General features: G+C 46.4%; 18 protein-coding genes and 1 tRNA gene. 14 read left to right on the forward strand and 5 right to left on the reverse strand.

Annotated features, from left to right (window positions below; all coding sequences use genetic code 11):
* The first annotated feature begins 9 nt into the window (after positions 1–9).
* Complete coding sequence (locus tag IT398_02030; protein MCC6290819.1) at positions 10–927, forward strand: FtsX-like permease family protein; 918 nt, start codon at positions 10–12, stop codon at positions 925–927.
* Between the two features lies 1 nt (position 928).
* Here the strand turns inward: IT398_02030 and IT398_02035 are convergent, their stop codons facing one another.
* Positions 929–1,669 (reverse strand): ABC transporter ATP-binding protein, encoded by a 741-nt coding sequence (locus IT398_02035; GenBank protein ID MCC6290820.1) that lies wholly within the window; start codon positions 1,667–1,669, stop codon positions 929–931.
* Complete coding sequence (locus tag IT398_02040; protein ID MCC6290821.1) at positions 1,659–2,384, reverse strand: ABC transporter permease subunit; 726 nt, start codon at positions 2,382–2,384, stop codon at positions 1,659–1,661. Before IT398_02040 ends, IT398_02035 begins: the two co-directional genes overlap by 11 nt.
* Positions 2,385–2,433: 49 nt before the next feature.
* On the opposite strand from IT398_02040, the gene IT398_02045 reads away from it, so the two are divergent.
* The 11 genes from IT398_02045 (at position 2,434) to IT398_02095 (ending at position 7,774) form a co-directional block, all read left to right on the forward strand.
* Positions 2,434–2,507, forward strand: a tRNA-Gln gene (locus tag IT398_02045).
* Positions 2,508–2,546: 39 nt separating this feature from the next.
* Positions 2,547–2,738: a hypothetical protein gene (locus IT398_02050; GenBank protein ID MCC6290822.1), complete on the forward strand. Its 192-nt coding sequence runs from the start codon at positions 2,547–2,549 to the stop codon at positions 2,736–2,738.
* A 162-nt stretch (positions 2,739–2,900) separates the two neighbouring features.
* On the forward strand, positions 2,901–3,593 hold the full coding sequence (locus IT398_02055) for a hypothetical protein (GenBank protein MCC6290823.1): 693 nt from the start codon (positions 2,901–2,903) through the stop codon (positions 3,591–3,593).
* 15 nt (positions 3,594–3,608) lie between these two features.
* The gene (locus IT398_02060; protein ID MCC6290824.1) at positions 3,609–3,779 is read left to right on the forward strand and encodes a hypothetical protein; all 171 of its coding nucleotides are present in this window, start codon (positions 3,609–3,611) and stop codon (positions 3,777–3,779) included.
* A gap of 58 nt (positions 3,780–3,837) precedes the next feature.
* Positions 3,838–4,491 carry a histidine phosphatase family protein gene (locus IT398_02065; protein ID MCC6290825.1) on the forward strand — a complete coding sequence of 218 codons (654 nt, stop codon included), beginning with the start codon at positions 3,838–3,840 and terminating at the stop codon, positions 4,489–4,491.
* Positions 4,492–4,809: 318 nt separating this feature from the next.
* Positions 4,810–5,331 (forward strand): NUDIX hydrolase, encoded by a 522-nt coding sequence (locus IT398_02070; protein ID MCC6290826.1) that lies wholly within the window; start codon positions 4,810–4,812, stop codon positions 5,329–5,331.
* A 19-nt stretch (positions 5,332–5,350) separates the two neighbouring features.
* On the forward strand, positions 5,351–5,584 hold the full coding sequence (locus IT398_02075; GenBank protein ID MCC6290827.1) for a hypothetical protein: 234 nt from the start codon (positions 5,351–5,353) through the stop codon (positions 5,582–5,584).
* A gap of 42 nt (positions 5,585–5,626) precedes the next feature.
* Entirely contained in the window at positions 5,627–5,776 is a 150-nt protein-coding gene (locus IT398_02080) for a hypothetical protein (GenBank protein MCC6290828.1), read from the forward strand.
* A 21-nt stretch (positions 5,777–5,797) separates the two neighbouring features.
* Positions 5,798–6,424 (forward strand): VTT domain-containing protein, encoded by a 627-nt coding sequence (locus IT398_02085; protein MCC6290829.1) that lies wholly within the window; start codon positions 5,798–5,800, stop codon positions 6,422–6,424.
* Positions 6,425–6,465: 41 nt separating this feature from the next.
* Positions 6,466–7,242: an SIMPL domain-containing protein gene (locus tag IT398_02090; GenBank protein MCC6290830.1), complete on the forward strand. Its 777-nt coding sequence runs from the start codon at positions 6,466–6,468 to the stop codon at positions 7,240–7,242.
* A 64-nt stretch (positions 7,243–7,306) separates the two neighbouring features.
* Positions 7,307–7,774 (forward strand): hypothetical protein, encoded by a 468-nt coding sequence (locus IT398_02095; GenBank protein MCC6290831.1) that lies wholly within the window; start codon positions 7,307–7,309, stop codon positions 7,772–7,774.
* Positions 7,775–7,817: 43 nt separating this feature from the next.
* On the opposite strand, the gene IT398_02100 is transcribed toward IT398_02095, so the two are convergent.
* On the reverse strand, positions 7,818–8,270 hold the full coding sequence (locus IT398_02100; protein MCC6290832.1) for a GatB/YqeY domain-containing protein: 453 nt from the start codon (positions 8,268–8,270) through the stop codon (positions 7,818–7,820).
* A gap of 36 nt (positions 8,271–8,306) precedes the next feature.
* Here IT398_02100 and IT398_02105 point away from each other — a divergent pair, with 36 nt between their 5' ends.
* Together IT398_02105 and IT398_02110 are read left to right on the forward strand one after the other, a co-directional pair.
* Positions 8,307–11,069: an ATP-dependent helicase gene (locus IT398_02105; protein MCC6290833.1), complete on the forward strand. Its 2,763-nt coding sequence runs from the start codon at positions 8,307–8,309 to the stop codon at positions 11,067–11,069.
* Positions 11,070–11,237: 168 nt separating this feature from the next.
* Complete coding sequence (locus tag IT398_02110) at positions 11,238–11,840, forward strand: hypothetical protein (protein MCC6290834.1); 603 nt, start codon at positions 11,238–11,240, stop codon at positions 11,838–11,840.
* Positions 11,841–11,901: 61 nt separating this feature from the next.
* Here the strand turns inward: IT398_02110 and IT398_02115 are convergent, their stop codons facing one another.
* The gene (locus tag IT398_02115) at positions 11,902–13,077 is read right to left on the reverse strand and encodes an MFS transporter (protein MCC6290835.1); all 1,176 of its coding nucleotides are present in this window, start codon (positions 13,075–13,077) and stop codon (positions 11,902–11,904) included.
* Positions 13,078–13,088: 11 nt separating this feature from the next.
* Complete coding sequence (locus IT398_02120; GenBank protein ID MCC6290836.1) at positions 13,089–14,843, reverse strand: ribonuclease J; 1,755 nt, start codon at positions 14,841–14,843, stop codon at positions 13,089–13,091.
* Positions 14,844–14,863 lie beyond the last annotated feature (20 nt).

Consider the following 14,863-nt stretch of genomic DNA (forward strand, 5'->3'; position numbering starts at 1 on the left):
AAATAACAAATGCTAACTACTAAACTTCGTCGTATTGCTTGGTCGGGTTTCCTCAATTTCTTCCGGACACCGGTGGTGGCACTGGCTTCGGTGATTACGCTTACGGTTACCCTCTTTGTGATCGGCTCTTTGGTCCTTGCCAACGCTTTCTTCTCCGCCTCGATAGCGGAAGTTCAGAGGAAAGTAGATATAAGTGTATCGTTCAAACAAGATGTGGAGGAAAGCCGGATTCTGGAGGTGAAGAATTCTCTCGAACTTCTACCGGAGGTTAAGGAAGTGGCGTACAGTTCCCGAGAGCAAGAATTGGCCGACTTTCGTTCCCGCAATGCCAGCAATGCCCTAGAGCTACAGTTACTTGATGAACTTGGTAATCCTTTTGGTGCTAGGTTAAATATTCGTGCCGCCGACCCGGTTCATTATGAGAGTATTGCTAAATTTCTTGATAATGAAAGTGGTTCCGCCAGTAACCTCGCGGTGATTGATAAGATTAGTTTCAAGCGTGATGTGGTGGATCGTTTAATTTCTCTCGTCCGTACGGCCAAGAGAATTGGCTTCGCCACGACGCTTCTATTTGTCTTCATTTCGCTTGTCGTTACGTTCAATACAATTTCTCTCGCTATTTATATCTCACGAGAAGAAATTTCCCTAATGAAACTGGTTGGCGCGAGTCCGAACCACATCCGTGGACCTTTTCTCGTCGAGGGGATTATCTCCGGTGTTATTTCGGCCTTGCTCGCGTTGCTCCTGCTTTACCCTGCGACTATCTGGCTTCGAGATATCACTTCTAGTATTTACGGTGGTTTGAATTTGGCAACCTATTTCTCTAGCCACTTTGCGACCCTGCTTGGACTCTTGCTCGTTTCTGGGGTGATTCTCGGGGTGTTGGCAAGTTTTATGGCTACTCGACAGCACTTGAAACGACAATAGTTTATTGCTCAATCTGGGCGGTGATTCGATCTACAAGTCGATAAAACGATTCACTCCGCTTTTCTCGTGGTCGAGGTAGGTCAATAGAGAAGGTTGCCTTCACCCTGCCCGGTTGAGGCGAGAAGACGATTATTTCATCAGCGAGGGACACCGCCTCCTCAATTAAGTGGGTTACTAGTAGTATTGTCATGCCGTATTTCTGCCAAATTCTAGTAATATCTTCTTGCAGGTGTGTCGCATTAAAACTGTCGAGCGCGGAAAAAGGTTCATCCATCAAGAGAATTTCAGGGTGGACGGCCAGTGCTCTGGCAATACCCACTCTCTGACGCTGACCGCCAGATAACTCGCGCGGGTAAGCGTGGGAGAAATTGGTTAAGCCAACCTCTTCAATTTTGTTACGAACAATACGCTCCTGTTCGTGAGATGGGAGATTTCCCCGCATCTTGAGTCCGAATGCAACATTCTCGCGGACGGTTAGCCAGGGGAAAATGGCGAAGTGTTGGAAGACCATTGCCTCGGTCTCATAGTGGCGCACGATTTCACCGTGTTCGGCTTTAATTAGTCCGGCAATAATTCGCAAGAGGGTGGACTTGCCGCAACCGGAGGGGCCGACCAGAGCAACAAGTTTTCCAGATCGTACCTTGAAACTCACATTGAGTAGACCCCTCAATTCCCGGCGGTGTTCATCGTGGAAAGAATGGGATACATTACTAACTTCTAAAATATGGTTTTTATTCTCCATAAGATTGTGCGCGACGAAGCAGTGGTGTCCAAATTGCCCGGTTTATCACGAAGACGAGAAAGAGGATGAGACCAATACCGGCCCAGAGGACAGCCGTTTCACCCTTCTCCCCAGCTTGAGTGAGGAAGACACCGATACCGTTGGGAAAGCCGATAATTTCAATTCCAATGATTGCCTCCCAGCCGACACTGATACCCACCAGAGAACCAGTGATGATGGCGGGAAAGGAAAGGGGGATGAGGTAGTGCCAGATTCTTTTATTTCCCGTGGCGCCGAAGATGGTGGCCGCTTCATTGAGTTCTGCGCGGGCGAGGTGAATTGCGTTTAGGACATAGAAAAGGATTGGCCAGATGATTGCGGTGGCGGCGAAGACAACGGCCATAGTATTGGTATAGCCAAACAATAAGATAAAGACAGGGATGAGGGCGAAAGACGGTACATTTTGGAGGAGATCAAAAAGAGGGAGAAGAAAAGCGCCCAGTCTGGTTCCGCCGATTGTGACCGCGAAGCCGACGGCGATGACTAAGGAAATGGCGTAGGCTAGGATAAGTCGGGAGAACGAAAGCGCAAGACTGGTAAGGAGTTCGATATTTGTCGCCGCACCAAGTCGTCCGAGCCAGAAGAGAAGAGCGAGTGGGACGAAAAGGGCGATGACGATTAGCCACAAATGGAAGCGATGGCGGTAGATTTTTATACCATGTGAAGAGTGGATCATTACTGACATTTTACCACTCTTGTGATATTGTGGAAATGTTTTTATGTATTACCGGTTCGTCTAATGGTAGGACAGCGGCCTTTGAAGCCGTTAATTGGGGTTCGAGTCCCTGACCGGTAGCCAACACTTTTCAAGCGATAATTCATATTGTAAAATAAAAATATGTCAGGACCGTATATTATTGCAATCACCGTTATTCTCGCCATGATTGCTTTGGCGTTGTCATTTAAGCCAATGAGAAAAACCATAGGATTACTCTTAATAATTCTTGGAGGCCTTGCGTGCATGACTTTTATCGGTGTAGTAATTGGTATACCAATGATTATTATTGGGGGTCTGATGATGTTTGTGTAATGACCAGAGAGGTTTCAACTTCGTGCCAGACAGTTAGCAGTCACATGCTAAGTCGAGAGACTGAGACGCAACAGGTCACTATTCCGAAAATTGCATACCTACTGAGAGCAGTAGCCAGGACAAAAAATCACCTTAGGGGTGATTTTTTGTTAGAATCAAGTAGTGTCTACACCATCAACTAAAAAATCACTACGCTTCGGGATTGTAGATGACAGTGGCTTACGAGCTGCTACATGGAATTTGCGATATCAAGTAAGCAATAAAACCGGCCTGCCAGAGGTTTATTTACTTTGTCGAGAACTTCGAGGTGATATACATGCCAGTATGCATCCTTCCGGAAAATGGCATGTTGCATATCCAGAGGAAGTGTTTGCTCGAAACATTAAAGACATCAGTCCTGAGGGGACAGATAGATTTATCCAAAAGTGGATTAGGCCTAAGGAGATAAAGCCAGGAATCACCCTTGCTTTCCGTATCATTACACCTTTTAGTGCAGTAAAAACCAAAATCGCTGAGGATGAGAAAGAATTTTTTCGTATAGCAAAAGCACCCAATGGCAAGGCGACCAACATCATGATTTTGTTTGTGTCGCCCGACGCCAATTTGTATACTATTAAAGGGTCTGAGGTTATCGGCCGGGTTTTACTAAATAATGGCGAGAAGGTTATTGCTATACACGAGGTCATAGATATCGTGCCCCCGTTCACCGAAAAGCATCGAGCCAGTCCTAGGTATCTAAAAGGTAAAAGCAAAAGTGATTTAAGTGGTCCAGATCTGAAGGCCATCATCTTCGGAGATGCTAGCGACGGCTCTAGAGTTATTTGGGATTGTGCTGTAAATAGTAGTCTTGATTAATCTTAGCTTGCGGGGATGTTTATTGGGACCCCAACTTGGGTAGGAAGAAGGATTATTGATTCTCAAAGTACCTACGAAATTAAGACTGTGTATGCTGTGATTTTACTCGCCGGCATACTTGGGTATCTTCTTAATTTACTTTTCCTGGTTGTGGAGAAAAGGGCATTACACTGGAATGGAAAATAAGCTGGTACCGTTTGGTGGAGAATGTTTTCGGTTTTTTTAGAATTAACCACCGTTTTTTATGATCGAAAAAGAAAATAAAGATTTATGTACTTTATACATAATTCGCCACGGAGAGACGGAATGGAATCTAAAGAATATTGTGCAGGGACACTCTGACTCCGAACTCACCGAAGCTGGTATTATACAGGTTCAAGAGGCGGCCGAGGAATTGAAAGAGATTCATTTTGATGCCGTTTTTTCTTCAGATTCTCCTCGTACTGTGCGTACAGCAGAAATTGTTAGACTCGACAGGGAGTTGATAATTGAAACCTCGAAATTACTTAGAGAAAGAAATTACGGAAGGTTTGAAGGAAAACCCTCGTTTGAATTCAAAGAGGTTCTTCGGAAAAAGCTTGCTGAGCGCAAGGAAATGTCAGACGAAGAACACTGGGATTTTAGGCTTGCCGATGACATTGAAACAGATGGGGAACTAATGACTAGATTTATTACCCAAATAAGAGAGATCTCTGTGGCGTACCCCGGCAAGACAGTTTTGGTTGTAACTCATGGCGGGTGCATTAGAAATTTTCTTATCAGGACCGGGTACTTTAACCGGAGAGATCTCCCCTCTGGTTCGTTTAAAAATGCCGGATATGTTAAGGTCCTTTCAGATGGTGTAGATTTCTTTATTCAATTGGTCAGGGGGGTTGAGACACCCGGGGATAGCAAATAAGGGTCCCAACTTCGTATTGGAGGTTAGTAAGTAAGTTTTCTAGTATAATCACAAACATGTCTTTCAAATCAGAAAAGATCTCATTACTAATATTGGGCATAACAGCTATCCTGTGTTCCAGGGCGATGTTCTGGTTTTTCGATGACCCTGAAGGACCAAATCTTCTAATCGTTATGGTGGTGGCCATGGTGGTATATTTTTTATCTTTGGTGGTGTCTTCCGTTTTTTCATTCACGGGCCTCAAGAGACTCTTGTCCACCATTTTAATTCAGATGATGACGGTCACCAGTTTATATTTCTGTCTGTTATACTTTTAAGATGAAGGTTACATCAGATCTCACGAAGCTTTATCCGGAGATTGATATCAACAGCGATGGTGGTCCCGATGCATACAGAGAGGGGTTGCCCATTGTCGAACGTGATCCCGTGGCGGTCATTATCAAACATCCATCTGAAAATCAGTATCTCCTCGCAGAGTGGAAACAAGCGGAATGGCGCGGATTTCTAACTGGCGGCATTGAAAAGGGGGATTCATTGGAGAAGACCGTTCGTAAAGAAATTCATGAAGAGACGGGGTACAAAAATGTTTCCGAAATTATTGCCACAAATTTTGTCTCCCATGCTTTGTTTTTTCATCCGGTAAAGAATGTTAACCGCCTGGCGCACTATCGTCTTGTCTTTGCGAGACTGGCCGATCTTGAGAGGGAGAATGTTTCTGAGGAAGAAGGTAGGATTGCTGACTTTGTCTGGGTTCCCCACGATGAGGTGCTGGAAATACTGACACGTAGGGACATGAAACTACTTTGGAATTTTTATATAAATAACCTAAAAGATTTTTGACTGTGTTATCATACAAACAATGTTGAACGATGAACTTAAAGCGAGGGTTAGAAACCAGACTACTGGCTATATTGCGGCGGCCCTTTCTCTGGTGGCCGGTCTTGCTTGGAATGACGCCATCAGGTCCCTGATTGAGGTTCTCTTTCCTCTGGATACGTCGGGAATTTTGATTAAGTTTGTGTACGCGATCATTATCACTGTGGTTGTTGTGTTTGTGAGCACTTCAATCCTGAAATCATCGGACAAGAAGTGATTTAATTGTTGGCTGTCTTTCTACGTGGTATGATTTAACACAATGAATAAGTTTCAGAGCCGTACTCCTGTTGTCGTGCGGGGCAGTGTTGGTTGTGGTTCGACCGGTGTTCGGGATTTCGGACTATTTTTAGCCTCGCTCTCGGTTGTGTTTTTCGGCCGAGATCGTTGGTCGGTCGACAGCAGAATCTAGTTTGTCGATCGTTAATCTACCATGATTCTTTCTTTCGTTAATATGGTTACCGTCACTGTTCTAAGTTTCGGCGTGGCGGGGGTTTTTTTGGCTGGGGTGTTGGAGGAGGTTGTTGTGCCCATTCCTTCGGCTTTAACGATGATGGCGGCAGGCTTCTTTTTCCTGGGTGGGCAACCATTGGTCGAAAGCACGCTCATTGTTTTATTTGTTCGTGTGGCGATACCCCTTGCGCTTGGTTTAACTGTCGGGTCACTCTTTACTTATTGGTTGGCCTGGCGTTTCGGCCGTCCGGTCGTAGAGCGTTTTGGGCACTATGTCGGCATTAGTTGGACGGATATCGAGGGGCTAGAGAAGCGCTTAGAGAAAAATCGGAGTCAATCTGTCACCATTTTTAGTTTGCGAGTTTTTCCACTTTTACCAAGCGTGGTCATTAATATTTTTTGTGGCCTCACGAGGCTACCGTTTTGGCGTTATTGTTCCATTACTTTTAGTGGAGTGGTTATTCGGTCCTATATACTTGCTCTTGTCGGTTGGCAACTTGGTTCGGTCTACCACCACTATGCCCGCTATTTCGAGAAGATTGAGTTTATTGGTTTAATTATCGTCGTCTTTTTTCTGGTTTTTTTCTACATCAGGCGTAAGAAATAGGACTTCTTGCGCTTGCTCGGAGAAAAGCTATAATAATCCTTATGACTGATAAACTAAAAAATTATTTGGGGTGGGTAATTATTATCGTTCTCTTTATCTTGGCGGGCGCCGCTTGGCGTTATTCGGGCGCCTACGCACGTTCAATTCAGCCGGGCTCCTTTCGAAGTTTTGCCGCTAGCGGTCAGGGCAAGGTCGTCATTGTGCCAGATGTTGCGGAATTCTCCTTCAGTGTTCTCACTGAGGGGTCGTTAGATATTGCTAAGTTGCAGGCCGATAACACCAGTAAGATTAACCAGGCGATTGATTTTCTAAAACAGCAAGGGATTGAGGCGAAGGATATCAAGACTGCCGGTTATAATCTATCACCCAGATATCAAACTGGTTTTTGTCGCGAACTTTGCCCGCCACCCTCAATTGTTGGTTATTCCATCAATCAGACGGTTGAGGTCAAAATTTTGAAGGATAGTTTTGTGAAGATCGGAGACATTCTGGCTGGAGTAGTTAAACAGGGTGCAAACAGTGTCTCACAATTGAATTTTACCGTGGACGATCGCCTGGTCGCTGAGAATGAAGCAAGGTCAGAGGCAATTACTCAGGCGAAGACGAAAGCGAAAGCCATTGCCAAAGCGGCCGGTTTCTCACTTGGTGAGTTGCTGGCGATTGAGGAGGGATTTAATGATTTTCCCCGGTTTTATGGTTTAGAGGCAAGTAAGATGGGTATGGGGGGCGACATGGTTGCTTCTGCGCCTGCGCCCGTGGTTGAACCTGGGTCACAGGAAATTGTGGTGAATGTGACCCTTCGCTACGAGATTGACTAGGCTAGCGACTACTGCTAGTCTCAAGACAGACCGCTCATTTTAACAAGAAAGGAGGTGAGGTCTAATGCCCTGGTATATTTGGGCGCCAGCCCTGCTGATTTCAATTGTGGTGACTGGTTTTGTCCTGTGGCCACGCCTGTGGCCACGAAGTTATAGCCGGGCTGATCTTGAACCAGTTGCACAGCCCGATCCGGTCGTTGAACCGATCTCGATTTCTCCCGATTTCGTCTTGGTTGGTGGTCGGATGGTTTGTTTCCGTCGTCTACCTAAAGAGATGAATGATACCGAGATTCGTTCTATGTTGTCTGACCTGGGTTTAATCGAGTCTACTCGAGAAGTTTTGGAACGAGTGTTGGAAGATCATCCAAACTTCTGTCCTCGAGGAAGGATCCTTCTTCTGAAGGAAGACGGCAACAACGGAGCCGCTTTTGTGTTTATCAAACCGGAAAACGGGGGACTAGGGGTTAATTTGTTTCCTTCGGGTTTTCCCCGTATACACCCTGAGGGAGACTGGATTATCGCAATGGCGTAAGGCCGTCCACAAATGTGCCCACTGGTAAAACAGTGGGCATTTTTTATAGTAAAATTTCGTCGACGGCCGCTTTCACATCTGCGCCGTCAGCCTTACCCTTCAGGTCTTTCATTAGGGCGTTCATTAGTTTACCGGCATCAGCTCTACCTGTAATAGCCAATTCAGTTTTCTTAGCCTCGGCAAGTTTCTTTATCTCATCGCGACCCATTAGTTGAGGGAGGTAAACTTCAATGAACTTTAATTCGGCCTTCTCACTTTCGGCCAGATCTGAACGACCGCCAGTCTCAAATTGAGAGATTGAGTCCTTGCGTTTCTTGGCTTCGCGACGGATGACGGCAAGTGCCGATTCATCGTCTAGCATTTCATCTGGTCTTTTCTTCTGGGACACCAGTTCATTGGTGAAGGCGGAGAGCAGACCTCTGATTACCCCAAGACGGACTGCTTCTTTGGCTAGCATCGCCTGCTTCATTTCTGATTTTATATTTTCGTGTAACATAATCACTAGTCTAGCAGATTTGCTATAATCCAATCAATGACAAGTCGAGGCGACAAATTTGGACAGCTATATGACCAGCTCAACGAGGCCCAACAAGAGGCGGTGGACACGATTGAGGGGCCGGTCATGGTTGTGGCTGGGCCAGGTACAGGCAAGACCCAGGTGCTTACCCTCCGTATTGCCAACATTTTGCGGGAGACCGATACACCGCCGGATGGAATTCTCGCCCTCACATTTACGCAATCTGGGGTTCATGCTATGCGAGAGCGTTTGGTGGAGATTGTGGGCGCCCGCGGGTATCGAGTGAACATCAACACTTTCCACGGCTTTTGTAATGAAGTTATCCAACGTTACCCAGAAGAGTTCCCACGTATTATCGGTTCGCGAAGTATTACGGACGTAGAGCAGATTAAGATCTTGGAAGGAATTATTCAGGATCCCAAGATTCGCTTGGAAGTTTTGAAACCCTACGGGGCACCGTTTTATTATTTGCCAGCTGCGCGGAGTGCGATTGAGAAATTGAAAAAGGATAACCTGAAGAAGTCAGATCATCCAGAATTGGATCTGATTTACCGTGAGTATGAGAAAGCTTTGCGGAAGGGCCAGTTATATGATTTCGCCGATATGATTATGGAGGTGATTGCCATCCTGCAGAAAAAGAAAATTTTTCTTCGGAAATTGCAAGAAGAATATTTGTATCTTCTGGCGGATGAGCATCAGGATGCTAATCGTTCGCAGAATGAATTGCTCGCCCTCCTGTCTAATTTTCATCAGAACCCCAATTTATTCATCGTGGGCGATGAGAAGCAGGCGATTTTCCAATTTCAGGGAGCCAGTCTAGACAACTTTAATTATTTTAAAAAATTATACCCGCAAGCGAAACTTATCTCCCTGACACACAGCTATCGTTCGCACCAGATCATTTTAGATGCAGCGCACAGCTTGATTGATTCTGGTAAATTGTTGGCGGGAAGAAAGTTGGCGCCAGAGAAGATCAGAATTATCTCTTGCGTTAATAATTCAGCCGAGCAACAGTTTATCGCCCGAGAAATAAAGGCCAGATTAAAGGGGGGAATCTCTCCAGACGAGATTGCTGTTATCTATCGTGATAATGCTGATGCGGGCCCAATTGTGGAGGCGCTGGAGCGATCTCTTGTTCCCTTCGTCATTCACTCCCAATCGGATTTATTAGCGGACGCAACGGTGGGAAAGGTAATCCTTATTCTAGAGGCGGTTCATCACTTTGGCCGGAATGAGTATTTAACCCCGTTTCTTCACTTGGATTTTCTTAACCTAGACAGTTTGGCGGTTTACCAGACCAAAACTTATGACGATTTTAAAAAAGCGAAAGGTGAGCTGGGAAATATCTATCAGAAGTTAGAAAAATGGTATCGATTTGGTCACAACCAGAATCTGACCGATTTGTTTGGCCTGATTCTTGAGGAGACGGGGTTGCTGGAATATCTCTTGCGCGAGCCACAGGCGGAGGAGAAATTGTCCAAGTTGCAGAGTTTCTACGAGGAACTGAAAGAATTATCAAGTAGTCATCCTCAGTTTCGGCTAGCCGACTTTATTGATTATCTAGAAACGCTACGCCGACATAATTTAGGTTTACTACAAACAGTTCCATCTCAACGGAGTGGGGTGCGTTTACTAACCGCTCATCGGGCAAAGGGGTTGGAATTTGACGAGGTTTATATTATCGGGGCGGCGGACGGACATTTTGGTAATCGTCGGGCCAGGACGACTCTCGATCGAGAAAAAGAGAACGATGACAATAGTGAAAGGCGACTCTTCTACGTGGCGCTTACGCGGGCCAGGAAAAAGGTCACAATCACTTACGCGAAACAGGGTAGCGGCGGTAAACCAAAATTGCCAAGCCAGTTTGTGGAGGAGATTGATAAAGCTCTGGTGGAGAGAATAGATTTGGAGCCAGAGAAGATAAAACCAGAAGAAGTCCTGCGCCCAAAGCCGATTGCTAAATCATCTCTGGGAGAAAAAGCCTATCTAAATAAAATATTTTTAGAGCGCGGATTGTCCGTGACGGATCTCAACAATTACCTCTCTTGCCCGTTGAAATATTTTTACCAGAATCTGTTGCGACTGACCCAAGTGCAAGAGAAGCATCAACTCTACGGTACGGCGGTGCATCAAACACTGAAGGAATTCTTCGACCAATATCGGGAAGGTAAGAAGTGGCCAGGGGTGAAATTGTTTACCAGATTTAAGTATCACCTTTCTCGCCAGGCATTCTCACCGAATGATCTGGAAGCTAGTTTGGAAAAAGGGGAGAAGGCGCTTGCTGGTTATCTTAAATTCTATAAATATCGTTGGCCGAATCGGATTCTTAATGAATTCAGTGTGCGAGGAATTTTTCTCAATGAAAAAATAAAATTGAATGGCAAAATAGACAAATTAGAGATTAGTGAAAGTGGTGAGACGCGCGTGGTGGATTACAAAACGGGCAAACCGAAAACTCGCAACCACATCATTGGTCTCACGAAATCGGCTGGCAGTGGCGACTATTTTCGTCAACTGGTCTTCTATAAGATTCTTCTAGAAAACCTGGACCGCCAGAAATATCACGTTACCTCCGGTCTAGTGGATTTCATCGAACCTGATGATAAAGAGAGATACAAACAGGAGGAGTTCGCGCTCAACGATTCAGATGTGGTGGGACTCTCGGAACAGATCAAACAAGTGGCGGAGGAGATTCTAAGTTTAGAATTCTTGGATAAGGGTTGTGGGAAAAAAGATTGCGAATGGTGTCGCCTAAGGCAACTGACGAAAGGGTCTTGACAAACAGTTCTCACTATGCTAGATTCTAGCCAGTAGTTCTTTTACACCTAACTTGCAATGTGGTCATAGCCAAAAGGTGCTTATTTCTAGGCATTTTCTGGCTATGACCACTACGGTCCATGGTGCCTCCTCGGCGTAGAGGGAAATTAAATACGAAAGGATGACACTATGGCAACAACATTGGTATCAGAAATGTCGCTCGAGGAGATGTGTAGACAGTTGCTTTCTGTGGCGGTTCGTGATGGCTTGGTGAGCACCAGAGACGGAGTGGTGCCGACAGATCTCTCGTGTGGTGACTTGGTCGGCATGGCCAACTACCTTTCCGTGCTGTTCACCGCGAACCTCACTGTCCGCAAGGTCAAAGTGAACCGCAACCGCTCTCCGCAAGAGGCGATCGAAGCCACTGGCCGCACGCAATACACGGACCGCCAGGTCGTGAATGCGATGCCGAAAGGTGAAGGCGATGAAGCCGAGATCGTGTTCTTCAAACCTGACCTCTCGGAGCGCAACAGTTTCATCTCCGATGACGACCTAGAAAAAGAGTTCGAGCTGCGTGGCCTCAAGCCCGCTGACCCAGTCTCTGTCGCCGCCGTGAATGAAGCCGACCCTGCCTTTGCTGACCAGGTGCCTCACGGCACTCACTGGAAAGATGACAAGGGCAACTGGTGTCACGTCACGTTCCACCTTTGGTTCGACGAGCGCGAGGTGTGCGTCGGCCGCGGATACGGCGGCTGGCACGATGATGCGTATTTCGCCGGTGTTCGCAAGTAGTTTGCCGCCATTCCTTAGCTCTGTTCCGATTCGTCGGAGCGGGGCTTTTTTGTTCTAAAAACTATCTCGTGTCTCTAAGACCAGAAGCGACGGGTAAGCCGATGATGAGGAATAAACCAAGGAAAGTGAAGAGATAAGAAAGGGGAAGAAAAGAGAGGAAAATGCTCGCAATAATCGGCGCGAAGATGTAGGCAATTGGGTACATACTGCGGGAGATGAAGACAAGGTTAGCGTCGCGACCGTCGATAATCTTGAAGAGGTAAGTCTCTTTCATTGCTTCAACCGTCGCCGCACCGATGCGCGAGAAGAAGAGGACACTGGCCCAGATTACCACACTGGCACTCGAAATCTGGGTGATAATCAGGCAAGCGATGATTATTATCGTCAGGCCGGCGAGAAGAAGTTCCCGCTCGCCCCACCAGAGATCGGCGATTCTGCCGAGCGGGAAATCTAGTAGCACGAAAGGGATGAGCATAATGGTGAAGATGACACCAATTTGGGTCCAAGCGAGACCAATGTGTTGGTGGAGATAGATTGGCATGTAGATAACCATCATCGCAGAAAAGAAATTAAGTAGGAGATCTATTGTCATGATTCGTCGAAGATCGGGGTTATTTGATGCGAAAACTCGCCCTAGGCCACTAGCTAAGCTTAGATTCTCCCCACCTCTTTTTACCACCTCCTTCAGCTGGCGAACGGAAATGTAGATAAAGGGAAGTAGGGCGGTGGCGGCAATGGTGTAGACCAAGGAGAAATCAGAACCAGACGTGAGACGACTGGCCAAAAAAGGGGAGATGAGCCAGGCTAGATTATTGACGGTCAGGAAAACACCACGAATCCGCCCAGTAATCTGATTGTCGGACAGCTCCTCCAGATAGATGTCTAGATTGATGGCGGTAAGGAAAGAGAGGACGATATAGGCCACGACCAACCAAATACCGGAATAGTGGCCATTGCCGAGTGCCAGATTACCCAGAACAAGGAAATTGGTGACACCCAGAAAAATAATTGATCGACGATTACCGAAGCGACGAAACAGGCGTAGCCCTTGCCATGAGGCGAGAAGTGAAATCGCGGCCGCGAACGAGTAGAGGAGTCCAACCCGTTGCTCGCCCACGAACTGGGAGATGAATGAGGAGTTGATGTAAGCTCCTATCGCCGTGGAGAAAGACAGGAAGAAACCAGCACCGTAGGCCAATAACCGTAATCGATGTTTCTCTGCTGGGGAATGGTTCATTTTTTAATCTCTTAGACCTCGATCAACACGGGCAAGATAATTGGACGGTGGTGCGTTTTCTGGAAAAGGTAACGACCGACTTCTTCACGGATTACATTCTTAACATAATCAAAGTTTATCGGATGCATCGCCGCCGTGGATTCCTCGATTTTTTTCTTTGCGAGGGAGCGGGCATGATGGAGCAATTCTTGCGAATCTTTCAGATAAACGAAGCCGCGCGAGATAATATCTGGCGATTTACGGACACGGCCTGTCCGGGCATCCACGATGGCCACAATTACGAACATTCCTTCCTGCGACAGCATTTGTCGATCACGGATGACGACTTCTTCGACATTATTTTGACCAAGGCCATCTACCATTACCACGCGGTTGGAGACACCTTCTTTTAGTATCTGGATTTTCTGTCCCTTGTCGGTAATCTCAATCACACTGCCATTATCAGGAACGATGATGTTTTTCTCCGGCATGCCAAGCTCTAGAGCCAAGTCTTCATGTTGGCGAAGCTTGTGGTGGGAACCGTGGATTGGTATGAAAAATTTCGGTTTGATTTTTTTGTGCAGCCATTCAATCTCGCCACGATTACCATGGCCGGAAGAGTGGATGTATACATCCGAGGTGCGGTAACTGATAATCTTGGCGCCTTGTCGGGCAATATTGTCTTTCAGTTTCTGTACGGCGATTTCGTTTCCGGGAACAATAGAAGAGGAGAGTAAGACGGTGTCGCCCTTCTTGAAACGGAGATATTTGTGAGTTTTATTGGCCATGCGCATTAAGGCCGCGAATTCTTCTCCTTGAGCGCCTGTCGCAAGCACAACCACCTTATCTTCAGGGTACTTACTCGCATCTTGCATCGAGATGACGGTATCTTTCTTCAGTTTCCAGAGCCCGGCCAGTTGGGAGATTTCCATGTTGGTCTTCATACTTCTTCCCTCAATCACTAATTTTCGACCATATTTTTCTACAATCTCCACAATCTTAATCATTCGTTCTAGCTGGGAAGCGAAAGTACCGATGAAAAGACGCCCCTTGATACTTTTGATGATTTCCTCAAGGTTTTTATGAGTTTCGCGTTCGGGGACGGAGAAACCGGGATTTTCAATATTGGTGGAGTCGGCCAGGAGCAAAAGAGTTTTTTCTTTCTCAAAGATGCCGTAGCGCTTTTCTTCTTCGTTCGTTGGTTTACCATCGACTCCGTCCAGATCTAATTTGTAATCACCCGGATTAACGATTAGGCCGTAGGGTGTTTCTATGATTATCCCGAAAGAATCCGGAATAGTATGCGTGACACCGAAGAACCGGACGGTAATCTCGCCCAACTTAATCTTGCTTTCGTTTTCCACTACCCGCATATCAAGCGGTGGAAGGTGGGGGAATTCATCCATTCGTTTTTTAATAAACAGGGAGGTCAAATTGCGGGTATAGAGCGGTGGATTACCGATTCGGCCCATTATGTAAGGAATCCCGCCGGTGTGATCGAGGTGTCCGTGGGTGATCACTACCCCCCGAACTTTCTCTTTATTTTTTTCAAGATAGGTGACATCGGGGATAATGTAGTCAACCCCCGGCATTTCTTCGGTGGGGAAAGCGAAGCCGATGTCGATCACGACGATGTCGTTTCCCATTTCGATGGCGGTCATGTTTTTCCCGATTTCTTCCACGCCGCCCAGTGGGATTATCCGAATATTTCCCTCAGCAAGTGGGGGTACAGTTTTCTCTGCTGATGTGGCTCGAGGCGCTCTCCTCATTCTTGGTGGTGGTTTCATATATTTAATTATTCAATTTA

The organism is Candidatus Nomurabacteria bacterium, from assembly GCA_020847275.1.
GTDB lineage: Bacteria > Patescibacteriota > Minisyncoccia > Phycocordibacterales > JACOZG01 > JADLCI01.

Bases quoted from the DNA above. Each gene is read 5' to 3' on its own strand.
- IT398_02110 (MCC6290834.1), top strand. From the start codon at position 11,238: ATGGCAACAACATTGGTATCAGAAATGTCGCTCGAGGAGATGTGTAGA.
- IT398_02060 (MCC6290824.1), top strand. From the start codon at position 3,609: ATGTTTATTGGGACCCCAACTTGGGTAGGAAGAAGGATTATTGATTCT.
- IT398_02085 (MCC6290829.1), top strand. From the start codon at position 5,798: ATGATTCTTTCTTTCGTTAATATGGTTACCGTCACTGTTCTAAGTTTC.
- IT398_02115 (MCC6290835.1), bottom strand. From the start codon at position 13,077: ATGAACCATTCCCCAGCAGAGAAACATCGATTACGGTTATTGGCCTAC.
- IT398_02040 (MCC6290821.1), bottom strand. From the start codon at position 2,384: ATGATCCACTCTTCACATGGTATAAAAATCTACCGCCATCGCTTCCAT.
- IT398_02075 (MCC6290827.1), top strand. From the start codon at position 5,351: ATGTTGAACGATGAACTTAAAGCGAGGGTTAGAAACCAGACTACTGGC.
- IT398_02120 (MCC6290836.1), bottom strand. From the start codon at position 14,843: ATGAAACCACCACCAAGAATGAGGAGAGCGCCTCGAGCCACATCAGCA.
- IT398_02030 (MCC6290819.1), top strand. From the start codon at position 10: ATGCTAACTACTAAACTTCGTCGTATTGCTTGGTCGGGTTTCCTCAAT.
- IT398_02095 (MCC6290831.1), top strand. From the start codon at position 7,307: ATGCCCTGGTATATTTGGGCGCCAGCCCTGCTGATTTCAATTGTGGTG.
- IT398_02050 (MCC6290822.1), top strand. From the start codon at position 2,547: ATGTCAGGACCGTATATTATTGCAATCACCGTTATTCTCGCCATGATT.
- IT398_02065 (MCC6290825.1), top strand. From the start codon at position 3,838: ATGATCGAAAAAGAAAATAAAGATTTATGTACTTTATACATAATTCGC.
- IT398_02070 (MCC6290826.1), top strand. From the start codon at position 4,810: ATGAAGGTTACATCAGATCTCACGAAGCTTTATCCGGAGATTGATATC.
- IT398_02090 (MCC6290830.1), top strand. From the start codon at position 6,466: ATGACTGATAAACTAAAAAATTATTTGGGGTGGGTAATTATTATCGTT.
- IT398_02080 (MCC6290828.1), top strand. From the start codon at position 5,627: ATGAATAAGTTTCAGAGCCGTACTCCTGTTGTCGTGCGGGGCAGTGTT.
- IT398_02100 (MCC6290832.1), bottom strand. From the start codon at position 8,270: ATGTTACACGAAAATATAAAATCAGAAATGAAGCAGGCGATGCTAGCC.
- IT398_02105 (MCC6290833.1), top strand. From the start codon at position 8,307: ATGACAAGTCGAGGCGACAAATTTGGACAGCTATATGACCAGCTCAAC.
- IT398_02035 (MCC6290820.1), bottom strand. From the start codon at position 1,669: ATGGAGAATAAAAACCATATTTTAGAAGTTAGTAATGTATCCCATTCT.